The sequence below is a fragment of the Psychrobacter piscatorii genome (assembly GCF_001444505.1).
GTDB classification, from domain to species: Bacteria; Pseudomonadota; Gammaproteobacteria; order Pseudomonadales; family Moraxellaceae; genus Psychrobacter; species Psychrobacter piscatorii_B.
In genome coordinates, this window is the sequence record NZ_LNDJ01000035.1 from 40,752 (window position 1) to 58,229 (window position 17,478).

The following is a 17,478-nucleotide window of genomic DNA, read 5'->3' on the forward strand; positions in this document are numbered from 1 at the left end:
ATGAACTAGATAAACACTAGGGTTAACAACCAGATGAATACGATGCTAGTCACACCTTGGATACCAGTGGCCATTGAGTGCGCTTTGTACGCTTGTGCCACGCTCATGCGACTAAACTGGCTCACGATCCAAAAGAAGCTGTCATTGGCATGTGAGATGGTCATGGCACCGGCACCAATTGCCATCACGCAGAATACACGGCCAAGCTCACTGTCCAAGCCAATTTGGTTCAACAGTGGGGCAACCATTGCAGAGGTTGTGACCAATGCGACCGTGGTTGAGCCTTGTGCTGTTTTTAGCGCGGCAGAGACGATAAATGGCATAAAGATACCTAAACCCAAGGCCGATAACGTTGAACCTAGATAATCACCGATTGGTGTGACTTTTAGCATGGCGCCAAATGCGCCACCAGCACCAGTGATCAGTAGGATAGGGGCTGCTACTACCAAGCCTTGTGAGATACTGTCACTGATTTGCTGCGTTTTTTGCTCTGAATTAATCAAGAAAAACGATAAAAACAAACCAATCAACAATGCAGTCAATGGGTTACCGATGAATATTAAAATCTCTGCTAGTGTACCACTACCGAACGGCGCACTTGGGAAATTGGCAACCGACGACAGGCAGATTAATATGATAGGCACAATGATAGGTAAAAACGCCATTGTTGCTGAAGGCAGTTTGCTGTAGTCATCGCGTGTTTTTATGCCTTCAGGTAGGGTCGCTGCTTGAGCATCTGTGGCATTGATATTATCAGGCGTAGCGTTAAGAAAGCGATTCGACCACCACCAACCAGCCAGTACAGCAACTGCAGTCACGACCACACCAACCATGATGACCAAACCTAAGTTTGACTCTAGACCTAAGTTACCTGCCGCCGCGATTGGGCCTGGCGTAGGCGGGACAAAGGTGTGGGTAGCGTATAGACCAGTAGCCAAGGCAATACTCATCGCGACACTTGATACATGTAAGCGCTCAGCCAAAGACTCTTTTAGAGAGTTCAAGATAATATAGCCAGAGTCACAAAATACAGGCACCGAAACCACTGCACCGACGATAGACATGGTCAAGGTAGGGAAGCGCGGCCCCAATACATTGATGACTGACTCTGCCATCACAATAGCAGCCCCTGTTTTTTCAAGGATTAAGCCAATAATCGTACCAAACACAATCACAAGACCGATATAGCCTAAAATACCACCGAAACCATCAGAGATCGTTTTTGCGACCGTATTAAGTGGTACTTGATAAAATAGCGCGACCAAAAAAGCGGACAAAATCAACACTAAAAAAGGATGCCACTTCAATTTTGCGGTAGCGAAAATAATAAAAAGAATGGTCAGCACAAGCCAAAATACAATCATCACTGTCTCAATATGGTTTATATCTTAATGAGTTATTCACGCAAACAGGCATCAATAACGATACGAAATTTTGAAGGGGCATATTTTATAGCAAATAGGGGTCACTAGGAAATACATTTGTCAAAGAGATGCTGTTCGTTATGGCGATATGAACATTTTCTGATGAGAGTAGTGGCATTCTTATGCCTGCAGAGTTATCGCTTTTTCGATTTTCAGACCGCATTTAACCAAGGTTTTTCACTAAAAAAAGACTGACCACTATAGATGGCCAGTCTTTTATAAGGTATCGCTTATTTTTTTTGTTCAAGATGAGTTTTTATATAAACTCCAATCTAAGCAATCTTATCGAAGAACGCTTTATTGTCAGTAGCTATCATAGAATCGAAGCTTACGTAAATACCTTTATCATCTAGCGTTGCATACCAGTGATCATCATCGCCGCTGGTCAGTATCTGAAAGTATTTGTCATTTACGATTCTACCTACCGTATAGATCTCACCCTCTGAATAGAAATCGTTACCTTTGACACAAAGTAGTTTATCGTCAGTGTTTATTTCATCAGTGCTGGTCATATTAAAGTACTCTATCAATGAATAGTATAAAAATAGAGCATGAACTCTACTCGTTATGGCGAATACAATTATATAGATAGTATCTTGTTGGTTGGTATAGCATTTTTAAGTGAGTTGTTGCAAATGGTTACTGCAAGATATTATGCTGACAAATAGTATTGAATACAGCTTTTAGTAATCGATTGATACTTACAAGGCATCAAGAAAACTCTGATGTAATGCGAAAGTATTACGATCACATGTATAAAATATCGACATAAAAAAAGCCAGCAACACAAGGTCACTGGCTTTTTTATAGACTGAGTCTAATTATCTAGAAGATTACTCTTCAGAATAATCTTCGTCAGCTTCTTCTTCGTCAGCTGAATCTTCGTTGTTACCATCTTCAGAAAGAATAGTAACTAAGATGCTAGCAGTTACGTCATGGTGTAGCTGAATATCAACATTGTATTCGCCCACTTGACGTAGTGTGCCTTCAGGTAGCTTGATTTCAGCACGGTCAACTTCTAGACCTGAGTTAGTCAATGCTTCAGCGATATCGCGAGTACCGATAGAGCCAAATAGCTTGCCTTCGTCACCTGATTTCGCACGCATGATAACATTAACGTCAGTTAGTGCATCAGCACGCTCTTGAGCAGTAGCGATCTCTTTTGCTTCTTCAGCTTCAAGCTCAGCACGACGTGCTTCGAACTTTTCAATGTTAGCTTTGGTCGCAGGTAGAGCGCGGCCTTGAGGGATAAGAAAGTTACGACCGTAACCTGGTTTTACATCGACAGTTTCACCGAGTTTACCAAGGTTGACGATACGCTGTAACAAAATAATTTGCATGAGTCATTCCTAGTTAGCGGTTAACCTTGATGGTTATCAGTGTATGGAAGTAGCGATAAATAACGAGCTTGCTTGATAGCAGTCGCTAGTTGACGCTGATATTTAGTAGACGTACCGGTAATACGGCTTGGTACGATTTTGCCATTATCACTAATGTACTGTTTTAGCAATTCAACATCTTTATAGTCGATGTGAGTGATGCCTTCAGCAGTGAAACGGCAGAATTTGCGACGGCGATAGAAACGTGCCATGAGTATTCTCCTTTAATTAGTCTTCACTGTTGTCGTTGTCGTCATTATCGTTTTCACGATTGTCTGGACGACGAGTAGTTGCTTTGCGTGCGCGTTTTTCATCGGCATTCTTGGCTAACTGCGACTCTTCAGTGACAGCTTCGTCACGGCGCATAACTAGACTACGAATGATCGCGTCGTTATAACGGAATAATTCTTCAAGTTCAGCCAAAGTCTCGCCGTCAGTTTCGATGTTGAAAAGAACGTAATGAGCTTTGTGAATCTTGTTGATTGGATAAGCCAATTGACGGCGGCCCCAATCTTCAAGGCGATGGATAGCACCACCGTTGTCTTGAACCAACTTGATATAGCGTTCAACCATGCCGACCACTTGGTCGCTTTGGTCTGGGTGTACAAGTAACACCAGTTCGTAATGTCGCATTATGACTCCTTACGGATTAGTAGCTATTGACCCTATGTCAATAGCAAGGAGATTTATAAGGTAAACCCAAGTTCTTAAAAATATAGTAAGAAATAAGCTTAGTTTATAAAGCGCCGTATTATAACAGTACTTGGCGATTAACACAAAGGTTAATCACTAAGCTACTGCCAATAAGATATAAAAAGATGGAAAATAAGCGTTACTCAATAAAAATGCTGCGATCTTGCGCAGCGTTTTTATCTGAAACAATATAGTGAATAAAATATTACTCAGATTTTGATTTCTTTACCAGTTGGCTACTGTCTGCTTTGACCACTAAGGTTTTGGCAAGCTTGTCATGCCAACCAATATTTTCAGGGCTCTTTGATGCCATGTAATAATGGATAGCAATAATCACAAAACCCAAAAAGCTAGTAAACGAAAACAGTAAATTATAAATAATAAACAACAGTAACGTACGTGTACCGACCAGCTTGATAAACGAGGGTAGACGATGTGTGGTCTGATCCACAACCCGAATACCAGTGATTACTTTGCCTAGGGATTGACCACGCATGGTAATAAATACCAGCTGCAGTGCAAACAAGCCAAAAACCATGACTTGCGACATCATGAGCGTACTGCTTGGAATGCTTTCCATCAACGACATTGAATATTGATAGGCAGCATCCATATCTTGGATGTTTTGAAACTTGGTATAGTCCACATCCATTTTGGTCAATGCCATTACTAATGGCAATATGGCCAATACATACAGTAGCCCATTAAGCGCAGTCGCCAATACGCGTGACATGATTGGCGCAAGTACCACGTTGCCGACAACTTTATCATTGTCTGCAACAGCCTTTTTGAGAGTCGACTTGTTTAATGAGACATTGTTGTGCGGCGTTTGATGACGATTGGTCGTCATATCGGCCTTCACATTTTTAGAACGTTCAGGCTTGCCATATAGTCTATCTAATGATACTGAATTATTATCTTTAGTATTGCTGGTATCTTCAGGGAAGACGGTCACATTATTGATAATAGAATCATTCGCATCAGGAGTAGTAGCACCAGTCGGTCGATAAACCGTTTGATTATTGGTCACATTTCCTACGCGCTGCCACTGATCTAAGCCTTCATGCCAGATTAAATCATCAAGCAATACTTCGCCTGATGCCAGCATGATATTAAGCTGTTCCAAATTGTATGGACCAGCTTGTACGTTATTTCGAGCAAGGAAAATCTGCATAATTGCCTGCATAGTTAGTCATGTCTTAAGACATTATATTAGGGTCTATTTGAAAAAATCAAATAGACCCTAATAGTGGTATCTTTAATGACTGTGTGAATGACCGCTGCGACTGAACGTAACGGTCTACTTTTCTTCGCCAGCTAGGAAGAACCAAGTATCTAGCACAGAATCAGGGTTTAGTGATACTGAGCTGATACCTTGCTCCATTAGCCAGAACGCTAGATCTGGATGGTCTGATGGGCCCTGACCACAGATGCCGACATATTTGTTTTGCTTACGGCAAGCGTCGATAGCCATAGTGAGCAATTTCTTAACCGCAGGGTCACGCTCATCAAATAGATGAGAGACGATACCTGAGTCACGGTCAAGACCAAGCGTTAACTGAGTCAAATCGTTAGAACCGATTGAGAAACCATCGAAGTACTCTAGGAACTCTTCTGCTAATAGTGCGTTGGTTGGTAGCTCACACATCATGATGATGCGTAGACCATTTTCACCGCGTTTTAGACCATTTTTCTCAAGTAACTCGATTACTTGCGCCGCTTCGCCAGTGGTGCGGACGAATGGAATCATAATCTCAACGTTGGTTAAGCCCATCTCATCACGAACACGTTTTAGCGCTTTACACTCAAGCTCAAAACAGTCACGGAAGTTGTCAGAGACATAACGGCTAGCGCCGCGGAAACCAAGCATTGGGTTTTCTTCTGATGGCTCGTACAGCTTACCACCAAGTAAGTTGGCATATTCGTTTGATTTGAAATCTGACATACGAACGATAACTGGCTGATCCATAAAGGCAACGGCTAGGGTTGAGATACCTTCAACCAATTTATCAACATAAAAGTCAACAGGTGAGGCATAGCCTGCGATACGCTCTTGAATGGCTTGCGCTATCTCACGTGGCAAGCTGTTCATGTTTAGCAGCGCTTTTGGATGCACACCAATCATACGGTTGATAATGAACTCTAAACGCGCAAGACCAATACCTTCGTTTGGCATTTGGGTGAATGAGAAGGCGCGATCAGGGTTACCAACATTCATCATGACTTTAAATGCAAGCTCTGGCATAGACTCAACCGAGTTGGTCTGTACTTCAAAATCAATTTGGCTTTCATAAATGAAACCAGTGTCGCCTTCAGCACAAGACGCAGTCACTTCTTGACCGTCAATTAATAGTTCAGTGGCGTTACCACAACCAACGATGGCTGGCACACCTAGCTCACGCGCGATAATCGCTGCGTGACAGGTACGACCACCACGGTTGGTGATGATAGCAGAAGCGCGCTTCATAACTGGCTCCCAATCCGGATCAGTCATGTCTGATACGAGTACATCGCCTTCTTCTACTTTGTCCATCTCGTTTAGGTGAGTAACGATACGGACTTTACCTGAACCGATGCGCTGACCGATTGAACGACCTTCACACAATACTTTTGCCCCAGTCGTGTCGATGACATAACGCTCCATGACATTGCTGTCTTGACGGCTCTTAACGGTTTCAGGACGTGCTTGAACGATAAAGATTTCACCGCTGTCACCGTCTTTTGCCCATTCGATATCCATCGCGTGGCCATAATGCTGCTCGATCGTGACCGCTTGCTTGGCAAGAGAGGTCAGCTCTTCGGTAGTCAAAGAGAACTGCATGCGATCTTGTTTTTCAACATCGACCGTTTTCACTGATTTTGCGGTGCTGCCTTCATCACCATAAACCATTTTCTTGTGTTTGCTGCCTAGGTTACGACGGATAACAGAAGGCTTACCATCGGCTAGCAGACGTTTTGAGATGTAGAATTCATCTGGGTTAACCGCGCCCTGTACAACCATTTCACCTAGGCCATAGCTTGAGGTGATGAAGACAACTTGATCAAAACCGCTTTCGGTATCTAGCGTGAACATAACACCAGCCGCACCAGTCTCTGAACGTACCATACGCTGTACGGCAGCAGACAATGCAACGCCTTCGTGCTCAAAACCTTTGTGTACACGGTAAGAGATTGCACGGTCATTATATAGAGAGGCAAATACTTCTTTAATAGCAATTAGGACGTTATCAATACCGCGAATGTTCAAGAAGGTTTCTTGTTGACCAGCAAATGACGCATCTGGCAAATCTTCAGCAGTCGCAGAAGAGCGTACCGCAACAGCGATGTCTTCGCCGCCGCTCATGGTTTCAAATGATTCGCGTACTTCTTGCTCAAGATCTTTTGGCAATTCTTGCTCAATAATCCAAGTACGGATCTTTTTACCAGTCGCCGCAAGCTTGTTAACATCATTGACATCCAATGTGTTTAGCTCGTTGTTGATTTTTTCTAGTAAACCTGTTTCTGTCAAAAAGCGATTGAATGCGTTTGATGTGGTGGCAAAGCCGCCTGGAACACTAACGCCTAAATCAGAAAGATGGCTGATCATCTCGCCAAGTGAGGCATTCTTGCCACCAACCATTTCGATGTCGTCTTTTCCTAGCTGATCAAGATTGATTACAAGTGCTGTAGATTGCGCTGCCATGATAACTCCAGAAAATAAGGTTATTTAGTAAAGATTATAACGGTGAATTATACCGCCATATTAGGAGGAATTCGAGGGGTTTTACCAAAAAACTTGTTAAAAATACACAAATTGTAGGATTTGCTACACAGAGTAAGGCCAGTCTAATCAAGTTTCGTATTTACTTAGATGAAAAATCTCATTGCTAGTGACGATGTTATGCGCTTTCAAAAGCCAATTACTGCATAAAATAGACGTATTCAAATAAGCCATATTTAGAGTATTTCTATAATTTATGTTTCAATCTTATGTTTATATATAGGAAATGCCATAAAAAACGCCTTGATGAGAGGTGGATTGGCTATGACGACAAGATGAAAAACAATGTTGGTGCTAAGTGTACGCCTGTAACATTGATTTCTATTAAGAAGCTAATATGCGTATAATGTAGCGGATAGATAAGTGATGCATACGGCTATATAAATATGCAATAGCAGCGCTGCCATCGTTCTGCATTTAAAAGAGATAAGGCAGCCAAAGTTAGATAAATGCTATTAGATCAATACTAAAAATGAAATGAAGATCATTATTGAGTTTTCAACCGAGGTGTCAACGTTATGTACTCAAGCAATCCATCTGAACAAGTCAAGTCCACTATCCAAAATCATCATGCGCTAAACTTGGACAGCTCACAAGCCATCAGAACGGCATTTTTTATCTCAGATGGTACCGCGATTACGGCTGAGACGCTCGGACGCGCTATTTTGAGTCAGTTTGCCTCGGTTCCTTTTGAGACAAGAGTGTTGCCATACGTCGATAGCTTAGAGCGTGCTGACGATGCTGTGGAGCAAATCAACATGGCGTATCAGCGTGATGGGTCGTTGCCGTTGGTGTTTGATACGATCGTCAATCCTGAGATTCGTGAAAAAATCAATTCAGCACACAGCTGTAATTTGGATATGTACGAGGGGTTGATTGGCCGTGTTGCAGAAGAGACTGGTGTAGAGCCAGATGGTCATTCAGGTCATGCGCATGATGATGTTGATTCTGAGACATACAAAGAGCGTATCGATGCGGTCCATTTCGCCTTAGACAACGATGATGGCGCGCGTACTCGTCATTATAATGCAGCCGATATTATCTTGGTGGGTGTGTCACGCTCTGGTAAGACACCGACTTCTCTATACTTAGCATTACAATTCGGTATTCGAGCGGCTAACTATCCTCTGACCGAAGATGACCTATACGACAATCAACTACCAAAAGCACTACGTGAGCATAAAGACAAACTGTTTGGCCTGCTCATTGACACCGATCGCTTGGTAAAAATACGCCAAGAGCGCCGTGCGGGCAGTCGTTACTCAAGTTATCAGCAATGCCAGCAAGAACAGCGCGCGATACAAGGAATTTATATCACACATGGTATCCCAAGCTTAGATGTATCAGAGATGTCTGTTGAAGAAATCGCCACGCGTATATTACAGATGACAGGTCTTAAACGCCGCATTGGGTAATGGACTATTAATTTTATAATATGTAATCGTCATCAAGTTTGTAAAAAGTATATTCATGCCTTATGGTGAATACAACTTTACTAAGCTGCTTGGATATTAAAAATATTAACTCGTGCACATAGATATTAATAGAGCAAACAATACACAAAGAGGACATGATGGTAAGTAAGAATATAAGTGACGCAACCAATGATACTGGTAAAGACGTCCATACTGAAGTATCGAATAAAACTAATGGTCGTTCGCCCAATCCTGAGCATACTGAAGGTAAAGACACAAAACAGAAAATCGAGCAGACTCATGAGCAGGTCACTGAAGATATCATGCATTACCCTGATCTCATCAACCCGCTTGATGACACTCGTATTGATATCAAATCTGGATTTACCAAAGATTCTCGTCGACTAAAAAGTGACGATCACGAGTATGAGTATGATGCGGTGGTTTTAGGTGCAGGTCCTGCTGGTGAAGCCGCTGCCATGAAGCTGACCAAATCTGGTAAAAGAGTGGTCGTCGTCGATCCGCGTGATCAAGTAGGAGGTAACTCTACTCACGTCGGTACAATTCCTAGTAAAGCATTGCGCCAATCAGTATTTAACTTAATTAACTTCCGTCGCGACCCGATGTTTACCAAAGCGATGGAGTATAAGCAAGTTCCGCTAAATGAAGTATTGGCTAAGGCGCGTCAAGTAATCCGTCGTCAAGTCAGTACGCATACCCGTTTTTATGAGCGCAACCGTATCGAAGTTATTCAAGGTTGGGCAAGTTTTATTGACGCTCATACGCTGCGCATTGAAGTCGACGACAATGTCTACGAAACTATTACTTTCAATAAAGCCATCATTACTGTCGGTAGTCGCCCTTACCGTCCTGATATTTTAGACTTTAACCATCCACGCGTTTTTGACTCTGACAAAATCTTGCAAATGGATTATGTGGTCAAAAAAATCATCATCTATGGTGCAGGGGTGATTGGCTGTGAGTATGCGTCTATCTTTACGGGTCTTGGCTACAAGGTTGATTTAATCAACAACCAAGACCAGCTGCTCAACTATTTAGACAGCGAAATCAGTGATGCGATCGCGCATGACTTTAGACAGTTCGGTGTCCTTATCCGTAGTAATGAAGAGATTGATCATCTTGAGACCCATGATGACTATGTGGTGCTCCACCTGAAAAGTGGCAAGCGCATCAAATCTGACGCCATTCTTTGGTCAAATGGTCGCTCAGGTAATACAGAAGGCCTGAATTTAGACGCCATTGGACTAAAAGCAAATAGCCGTGGTCAGCTAAAAGTAGATGATACTTATTGTACTGGTATTGATAATATTTATGCTGCTGGTGATGTCATCGGTTGGCCATCACTAGCCTCAGCTGCTTACGATCAAGGTCGCTGTGCCGCTGCATTTATGGTTGGTGACAGTGATGCGGAACCAGTATCTAGTGTACCGACTGGTATCTATACCATTCCTGAAATCTCTTGTATCGGTAAAACAGAGCAGGAGCTAACAGATGAGAAAGTTCCGTATGAAGTGGGTCAAGCGTTCTTTAAACATCTGGCACGTGCCCAAATTATTGGTGAACGCTCGGGTGTCCTAAAGATATTGTTCCATCGTGATACGTTGGAGATTTTAGGCATTCATTGCTACGGGAACCACGCTTCGGAGATTATTCATATCGGTCAGGCTGTGATGAAGTGTAAGAGCAACAATACGCTTGAGTACTTTGTAAATACGACCTTTAACTATCCAACGATGGCAGAAGCATACCGTGTGGCTGCGCTTAACGGTTTGAACCGAGTATTTTAATGTTTAAAAATGACTCAAAGTAAAAGTGTTATATGTATAAAAAAGCGCCTGCTAATGTTAGTAGGCGCTTTTTTTATGCTCATAGATTTAATTGATTTGAAGATTTATAAGTAGGCTCTTTTTTGCGGAATACGCTTGCGTAAAAATAGCAATAAAACAAAATAGAGCAACCACAAGCCAGCCAGCGCATAAAATCCTATAGCGACTTGAGAGATACTGGCACCCATTTGGTTAAGCTGTACAGAGGTGTTGATCGCAGGGGTAGTTGGTACGATCCAGCGTATTACTTGCAAAACTTGGGGCAACTGGTCTGCTGGCCATGGATAGCCGCTCAAGAAAAATATCGGTAGGGAGATAAAGATTAAGATCTGCATACTGCGCTCACGCTGCCGGAACCATAGCCCAAGTACACAGCCGAGCGTTGCGACTGTCGGACAAAACAGTGCTAAAAACAATAGCGTTCCAAGCATATTTTGCCCACGTGGATAATGATGTAGCTCAAACGCCCAACCATAATAAAAACAGCCAATGATAAAGCTTAGCGTGCTCAGCGCTGTGATACGTCCTAGCCAGCCACGTATACTCGTCGCATGACGCCGCTGCTCATACCAAGTGCCAATCAGCATGGCGGTTGCCATCAATAGTGTCTGTTGTAAGATAATGACGGAGACGGCTGGTACGACGTAGGCACCGTAGCCTTCAGTTTGATTATAAAGTGGCATGATTTGTAGTGGTACTGCTTGAGCGCTCTGTGCTGCGGTAGGTGCATAAGCGCCTTTCGCGATATCTTTCTTTACCTTGATCCCCACTGATACGGTACCAACTGCTTTAGAGAATCCCAGTTGGACGTTCTTATTTAAAATAAAGTAGCCGCCATTGCCGAGGACGCTAACATACGCTTGCTGTCCTGACATGACTTGTTCTTCAAGGCCGCTTGGAATCACCATATAGCCTGCAATTTGATCGGACCATATGGCTTCTTTGGCCGCTTGTTCATTGATAAAGTGCTCAGTATCTAGATATGGACTGGCACTTGCATAACGGGCGAGCGTGCGCGACAAGTTACTATTGTCATGATCAACAATACCCACTGGTACATGGTTGACCACTTCAGTTGAGTAGGGCCAAGGATAGAAAAACCCATAGATAATCGGGGCGATAATCAACATCAAAAGTACGCCTTTATCCCCAAAAACGTCTTTGAACGTTTGAATAAAGCTTGTCCAAAATGTTTGAGATGTTGGAGCGATGGCTGATTGAGGCTCTTTGCGCTTGAGCTTTGATTGTGCGGACATTAGCGTGCTCCCCAACGTTCAGGATGTGCCAATGCGCGTTTGGTTAATAAGGCTGCAAGTAGCATGGCTATCATGGTAGCAACCGCTAAACCATAGACAATGGGTAGGGATATAGCAAGCGGCGCTTGCATTTGTAACTGGGCAATATGTAGCTTGAGGTAATGTGTCAGTGGCAATGCATTTGACCAGTATTGCGCGCTATCACTAATCGCAATATAAGGAAAGGTCACACCAGCAAAGGCATAAGAAGGCGCTGAAATAAAACCAGTGGTTGACAAACCCATACGCAGTGAAAAGGAGTTCAAAGTAAAAATAGCACCAAGCCAGAATGACAGTATCATCAAACACAATAGGCCGATATATACTGCGATGATTGACCCAATGCTTATATTTTGGTTCGACGTTACAAGCCACAATACCAAAGCCGACCATAAGCTATAGGCCAATATTGGCCAAAAATACTTACCCAATAGACCGGATAGCAATACTGATATACTCACCGAATTGGGCATTTTTGAGTCTGATGATGGTGCAGTGTTGTTGGTGCTATCTTGTGTGGTGTTTAACGCAGCTGCTTTTTTAGAGGATTTAACCAAGGCTAAGTCAGGTGTACCTGTACTGATAAAGCGATACCAGTGACCAATATTTTTATCGCGCAGCTCGCGACCAATGGTGGTTGCCCCGACGACCATCGCTAATATATGTAGTAGTGCAGGTATGACGGTCGATGCCAAAAACTGCTGATAATTGGTTGCAGCATTGAACAAACTAATACGCTGGGTACTGATAGGCGAGTAAGCAGTCATGGCTTGCGACGGCCCTACGCCTTGCTTTACCAATCGCTTGATCTCTACCCCTGCGGATAAGGTGCTAGCGACTGCTTGGACAGCCGTTTGAATAATGCCAGAGTGCGTACCGTACTGGGCGTTTACTTGTAGGATTAAAGGGGCAGGCTTGTTAGATAAAATGTTACGCGAAAAGTCTTCAGGAATGATGACAACCGCATAAATATCACGTTGCAAGATCGCAGCCTCTGCATCCGCTGGTGAATAATAAAGCTGTCTAACCGTAAGCGTAGGACTGGCTTCTAAGTAACGTACGGTAGTATTGGCAACAGCACTATTGTCTTGATCGATCACTCCAATGGGTAAGTCAGTAATCTGAGTCTGTGAAAATATCCACCAAATCAGCAGCACTGTGGCTAGTGGTATCCATACCACCATACTAAGGTCCCAATGGTTTTTGGCTAAAAAACGGCGCTCATAAGCGGCGCTACGTAAAAAAGCCTCACTTAACTTAGTCAAGTGCATGGCCTACTCTTGGTTCTGATTGATAGGATTAATATGCACAACCACACTCATTCCTGAGCGAATGCGAGTATCAGGCGTAGATGGTCGTGCTTTGACCTCAAAGGTACGCACATCAAAACCATCATCATTGTTGGTTGGTCGCCAAGTGGCAAAATCAGATAAGGTCGATGTCGCATAAACAGTAAACTGCTTGCTATAAGGCTTATCTGCTGATGATAATGCGGGAATAGTACCTGTAAATGTCTGACCGATAGCGAACTGGTTTAAATACGACTCAGTGACATTGAGCACTACCCATTGGTCATTGGTATCCACCAACGTCAGCAAAGGAACGCCTTGACCGATGACTTCTCCAGCACTAACGATGACATTGTCCACAACACCAGCGATAGGGCTCTTTAGATTGGCCTCTTCTTTTGCTGCCAGTGCTTCATCTAGCTGGGCATCAACTTGTGCGACTTGAGCGGTAGCCGCTGATTTGTCTTCACTGCGAGCACCTTCTAATGCCAAATCGTATTGCAAACGTGCGGCTTCAGTTTGGTCTTGAGTGGCTAGGTATTGGGCATAAGCCTCATCGCGTTTTTGCCGTGCCATCAATCCTTCTTCATACAGACGATTGACACGCTGATAGGTGTTTTCTGCCAAATCAGACGCGGCTTTATTGGCTTGCCAAGCGGCTTTGGCTTGAGCGATCTCTTGCGGGCGTGCCCCGTTTTCTGCTTTGTCCAATTGACTTTGTGCGATTTGCTTACCAGCACGTGCTTGATTGATCTTGGCGTTAATCTCAGGCGAATCCATCTCAATGAGTTGTTGACCCACCGTAACCGTATCACCTTCTGTCACCATAATGTTAGCAATGCGGCCTGCTACCTTTGCAGCGATAGAGGTTTGCTGCATCTGCATTTGACCTTGGAGGGTAATGACTTCTGGTTCATTATGCTGATTGCTTTTATATAAACCGTATGCAATTGCGCCAAGAACACCTAATACAAACAGTACGAGCAATATCTTTTTCATACGAGCAGATTTATCAGCTTTTGCGTTGCCACGACTATAAGCGGGTACAGATTGCTCTGGAACGTCAGACCCACTAGATACATTTTCTACTGGATCGACGGAGGCTTTTGTATCTTGAGAGGTCACTGACTCGTTTGAATCAACTGATTTATTTGAGTTGTCTGATTCGTTTGGAAATTCAGTCATGACGGTGTGATTCCTAAAGCAGCAAAGTTGAGAACAAAGGATTTATGATTAGTACACTCGAACAGCATAAGGTTTGGCATTGTCTATGGCTTCAGAATTAAAAATCGCACCAAAAGCGACGATAAAGGCTGAATAATACAGCCAAAGCATAATGACCACCGCCGCTGATAGCGCCCCAAATTCAGCACTATAGTTGTTGAAGTTTTGCACATAAATCGAAAACAGTACGGACAATATAATCCAAAGAATGGTCGCGAGCGTTGCTCCTGGTACCAGTTTTTTTAGTGCAACGGCATCGCGATTTGGCGCGAGACGATAAAGACTTAAAAAGCTTAAAAAGATAATACCCGCCAATACAGGCCATCTGACCCACAGTGCAACCGTTTCAGCCACTTGAGGGAAGGGGAAGTAATTCGCTGCTACAGGGATAATAGCAATAGAAGACACCGCTATTATCAAGACGACTACTGCACCAAAGGTCAGGCTCACTGCTCGAATCGTGCCCTGTATAAAGCTGCGCTCTTGGGTGATATGAAAAGCGAGATTGACAAGGGCAATTAAAGATTTGATGCCTTTGGAGCCAGCATAAAGGGCAAGTAAGGTCGATATGATCAGACTAAATGTCAGCGTGGTTTTGGTATTAGAGACCAACTCGCTCAGGCGCGAATTGAGGACTTCGTACACTGTATCAGGTATAAACGGACGCAAAATGGAGATATGCTCCTGCATCTCAACGGGTGAAAATACGAGACCATAAATCAGCACAAATACCGCCATTGCTGGAAAGATGGATAAAAAACCAAAAAATCCGACACTGGCGCAATGTGCCCAAACATTAGTGGTATTCGCAATAGGCCACGTTTGTAGCAAAGTTTGTAGCCAATTATTTATCGATTTGGACGTTGGTTTTTTCATAAAACAGTGATTCACTATAGTTATAGTATGGTTTATTGAGCGTTATTTTTTGATAGCGTCATGCTGATTTGGTATATATATTCGCTCATTAGCCTTATAACACTTAAAAGTTGAAACGACGACATAGCGCTTATTCGTATACTTTATAAGCTTTCATATACAATCATCATTCAGTGTACAAAGTCGGCAGCTGGATATCAGCGGCATTAAGATAAGCGTTAAAAGCAAGTGGCGTACCGCAGCTTTGCATGAGTGCGGCCAATGACTGTACATAACTGTTGGCAGCTTGCGCTTGCTCAGTACGTGCTTTGAGCGATTGCGTTTGTGCTTGTACCACATCGACTGTGGTATTCACGCCTTCTTGTAGTCCTAAGCGGCGTAATCTTAACACTTCTGCAGCCAAATCAACGTTACTTTGTAGCGCTTGATAGCGTGATTGAGCATTATTAACATCGTGCCAGTTTTTTTCTACCAGCAGTAGCAAGTTGTCGCTGACTTCAATCTCAGAAAGATCTGCTTGACGTATTTGAGCATTGCTTGATGCCAATGACGCGGTTTTATCCAGTCCGCCCCATAGCTTCCAACTGGCAGAGATACCAGCGACCCAGCTTGGGTCTTTTTCGAGCTGACCATAACCATATAGCAAGACTGTCGGCTTGTAGCCAGTATCTGATAATGCATGCAACTGCTGAGCCTGCGCGCGTTTGGCGGCGACCTTTTGTAATCCTGGATGATTATTCAGTGCCAAATCCTGAAAATAGCTAACATCCGGTAGGGGACGGCTAGAGACAAATAATGGCGTTGTCGGCTTAATACGGTAATCAGTACGTAGCAATCGCTGTAGCGCAATCATGGCTAAGCGCGCGTCATTATTGGCATTGACGGATTCGCTTTTGGCATCGGCAAGCGCAGACTGTGCTTCTAGTCTATCGACGCGCGAAATAAAGCCTTCTTCAAACAAGCGTTCTGCCATATGATCCGTTTGCTGCAAGGTATCGTAAGCATCCTCACGTAAGTAAGCGGCAATGATCGCCAATTGGGCCTTAAAATACCGTTCAATTAACGTATTATAGAGCTCGTTTTTATCAAGGATGCTATCGGCGACTGCTTCTTGTGTGCGTGCATCTGAGGCGCCAGTCAATGCGTCCGTACGTCCAGCTGTATAAATAGGCCAGACCACACCAAGACCTGCGCCCGTCGTCGATCCTGAGCGCTTAATATTATAAGAGTCTGGAATTCGCTCACCGACCAACTCCCCAAAGTTTGGTAAATCTGGCAGGTCTGCAATCGGAGGAACCGCGTTATCGACGGTATTATTTACTTCGTTGACGATACCGTTTCTAAGAGACGATAGATCTATATCCTCATCAAGATGGTAAGCACTGGCAGAGACGCGCGCAAATACGAGGGGGTTGTCGATGGTTCTGAGGGCGTCAGTTTGGTATTCGCTGGCAGCGATGGCTGCTTGATTGGCCGCTATTTTGGGCGAGACTTGAACCAAAAGCTTTTGCGCTTGTTCTAGGCTTAAAAAGCTAGAGACTTCTAATGGATAGCTATTATCCACGGCTTTGTGTGTGATTGGATCGATAAGGGTGTTTAATGCACTGTGCTCAGCATGAGTCTCTGCTAATGTATGACTAGGTGCCATTGCTGTCTGAGCTGTCTGAGCTGTCTGATTATTAATCTGACCATCGGCATCCACAATTTTTGTCACAGTCACCGGTGTCATGTCATCTGATGATTCTATATTATCTGAGCCCGTGCTCGCATAAGTCACTATAGGGCCGCTCATGAGTGCAACTGTCATCATAGCAGTCGGTAGCGCTGATAAAGTGAATTTCATAAGTCACATAAGCCATTAATTAGAATGTAAGGTATTATAAAATAACGGACATCATCAATAGATTTTATCGCTCAGAATATAAAGCGGTCATACTATTATAAACGATTTGCTAGCAAGCGAATAAATGATGCTGAAATAAAGTATTTGTACTGAAATATCAGAATGCTTTTTAATAAAGTGCGTGCTAATACGAAAGCGCTAAAAACGTATCATTCAAAATAAGGCGTACACTGTATAGCCACAATGGTGACGGGTCAATGCTCAGTATTCTGCTATTCTCTATTGTGTCATCCCTAGCGGTATGATAGAGGTTTGAGCTGTTTTTTAAATATTCGTTTATAAGTAACATCATAGCGAATAAGACGTCTTAGAGTTAACCAATTTAAATTAACGTGCTGTTATTTTTATCATTAGGGCGTGTTGAACATTCGAC

At 43.4% G+C, this 17,478-nt stretch carries 14 protein-coding genes; 2 read left to right on the forward strand and 12 right to left on the reverse strand.

Translation table 11 applies throughout. The features are described 5' to 3' along the window. Positions 1-5 precede the first annotated feature (5 nt). The 7 genes from AS194_RS02090 to ppsA form a co-directional block, all read right to left on the reverse strand. Positions 6-1,364: a GntP family permease gene (locus tag AS194_RS02090; protein ID WP_152978584.1), complete on the reverse strand. Its 1,359-nt coding sequence runs from the start codon at positions 1,362-1,364 to the stop codon at positions 6-8. A 332-nt stretch (positions 1,365-1,696) separates the two neighbouring features. After that, positions 1,697-1,936, reverse strand: a complete 240-nt coding sequence (locus tag AS194_RS02095) for a hypothetical protein (RefSeq protein WP_058023827.1) — start codon at positions 1,934-1,936, stop codon at positions 1,697-1,699. Between the two features lie 321 nt (positions 1,937-2,257). Continuing rightward, positions 2,258-2,764 (reverse strand): 50S ribosomal protein L9, encoded by a 507-nt coding sequence (rplI, locus tag AS194_RS02100; protein ID WP_058023828.1) that lies wholly within the window; start codon positions 2,762-2,764, stop codon positions 2,258-2,260. 20 nt (positions 2,765-2,784) lie between these two features. Next, on the reverse strand, positions 2,785-3,015 hold the full coding sequence (gene rpsR, locus AS194_RS02105) for a 30S ribosomal protein S18 (protein WP_010198808.1): 231 nt from the start codon (positions 3,013-3,015) through the stop codon (positions 2,785-2,787). Between the two features lie 16 nt (positions 3,016-3,031). After that, positions 3,032-3,436 carry a 30S ribosomal protein S6 gene (rpsF, locus tag AS194_RS02110; protein WP_058023829.1) on the reverse strand — a complete coding sequence of 135 codons (405 nt, stop codon included), beginning with the start codon at positions 3,434-3,436 and terminating at the stop codon, positions 3,032-3,034. A 265-nt stretch (positions 3,437-3,701) separates the two neighbouring features. Continuing rightward, on the reverse strand, positions 3,702-4,682 hold the full coding sequence (locus AS194_RS02115; protein ID WP_058023830.1) for an RDD family protein: 981 nt from the start codon (positions 4,680-4,682) through the stop codon (positions 3,702-3,704). 114 nt (positions 4,683-4,796) lie between these two features. After that, the gene (gene ppsA / locus AS194_RS02120) at positions 4,797-7,178 is read right to left on the reverse strand and encodes a phosphoenolpyruvate synthase (protein WP_058023831.1); all 2,382 of its coding nucleotides are present in this window, start codon (positions 7,176-7,178) and stop codon (positions 4,797-4,799) included. 596 nt (positions 7,179-7,774) lie between these two features. Here ppsA and AS194_RS02125 point away from each other — a divergent pair. Together AS194_RS02125 and sthA are read left to right on the forward strand one after the other, a co-directional pair. Continuing rightward, positions 7,775-8,671: a pyruvate, water dikinase regulatory protein gene (locus AS194_RS02125; protein ID WP_058023832.1), complete on the forward strand. Its 897-nt coding sequence runs from the start codon at positions 7,775-7,777 to the stop codon at positions 8,669-8,671. A 158-nt stretch (positions 8,672-8,829) separates the two neighbouring features. Continuing rightward, the gene (gene sthA, locus AS194_RS02130) at positions 8,830-10,479 is read left to right on the forward strand and encodes a Si-specific NAD(P)(+) transhydrogenase (RefSeq protein WP_058023833.1); all 1,650 of its coding nucleotides are present in this window, start codon (positions 8,830-8,832) and stop codon (positions 10,477-10,479) included. Between the two features lie 104 nt (positions 10,480-10,583). Here the strand turns inward: sthA and AS194_RS02135 are convergent, their stop codons facing one another. From AS194_RS02135 to AS194_RS02155, 5 genes are all read right to left on the reverse strand, one after another. Next, a complete protein-coding gene (locus AS194_RS02135) occupies positions 10,584-11,774 on the reverse strand; it encodes an ABC transporter permease (RefSeq protein WP_058023834.1) in 1,191 nt (396 codons plus the stop codon). Continuing rightward, a complete protein-coding gene (locus AS194_RS02140; protein ID WP_058023835.1) occupies positions 11,774-13,084 on the reverse strand; it encodes an ABC transporter permease in 1,311 nt (436 codons plus the stop codon). The genes AS194_RS02135 and AS194_RS02140 overlap by 1 nt, the downstream gene beginning before the upstream one ends. Positions 13,085-13,087: 3 nt before the next feature. Further along, the gene (locus AS194_RS02145) at positions 13,088-14,287 is read right to left on the reverse strand and encodes an HlyD family secretion protein (RefSeq protein ID WP_075107358.1); all 1,200 of its coding nucleotides are present in this window, start codon (positions 14,285-14,287) and stop codon (positions 13,088-13,090) included. Positions 14,288-14,335: 48 nt separating this feature from the next. Beyond that, positions 14,336-15,202: a YihY/virulence factor BrkB family protein gene (locus tag AS194_RS02150; protein WP_058023836.1), complete on the reverse strand. Its 867-nt coding sequence runs from the start codon at positions 15,200-15,202 to the stop codon at positions 14,336-14,338. A 166-nt stretch (positions 15,203-15,368) separates the two neighbouring features. Continuing rightward, entirely contained in the window at positions 15,369-17,045 is a 1,677-nt protein-coding gene (locus tag AS194_RS02155) for a TolC family protein (RefSeq protein ID WP_058023837.1), read from the reverse strand. Positions 17,046-17,478: the final 433 nt, after the last annotated feature.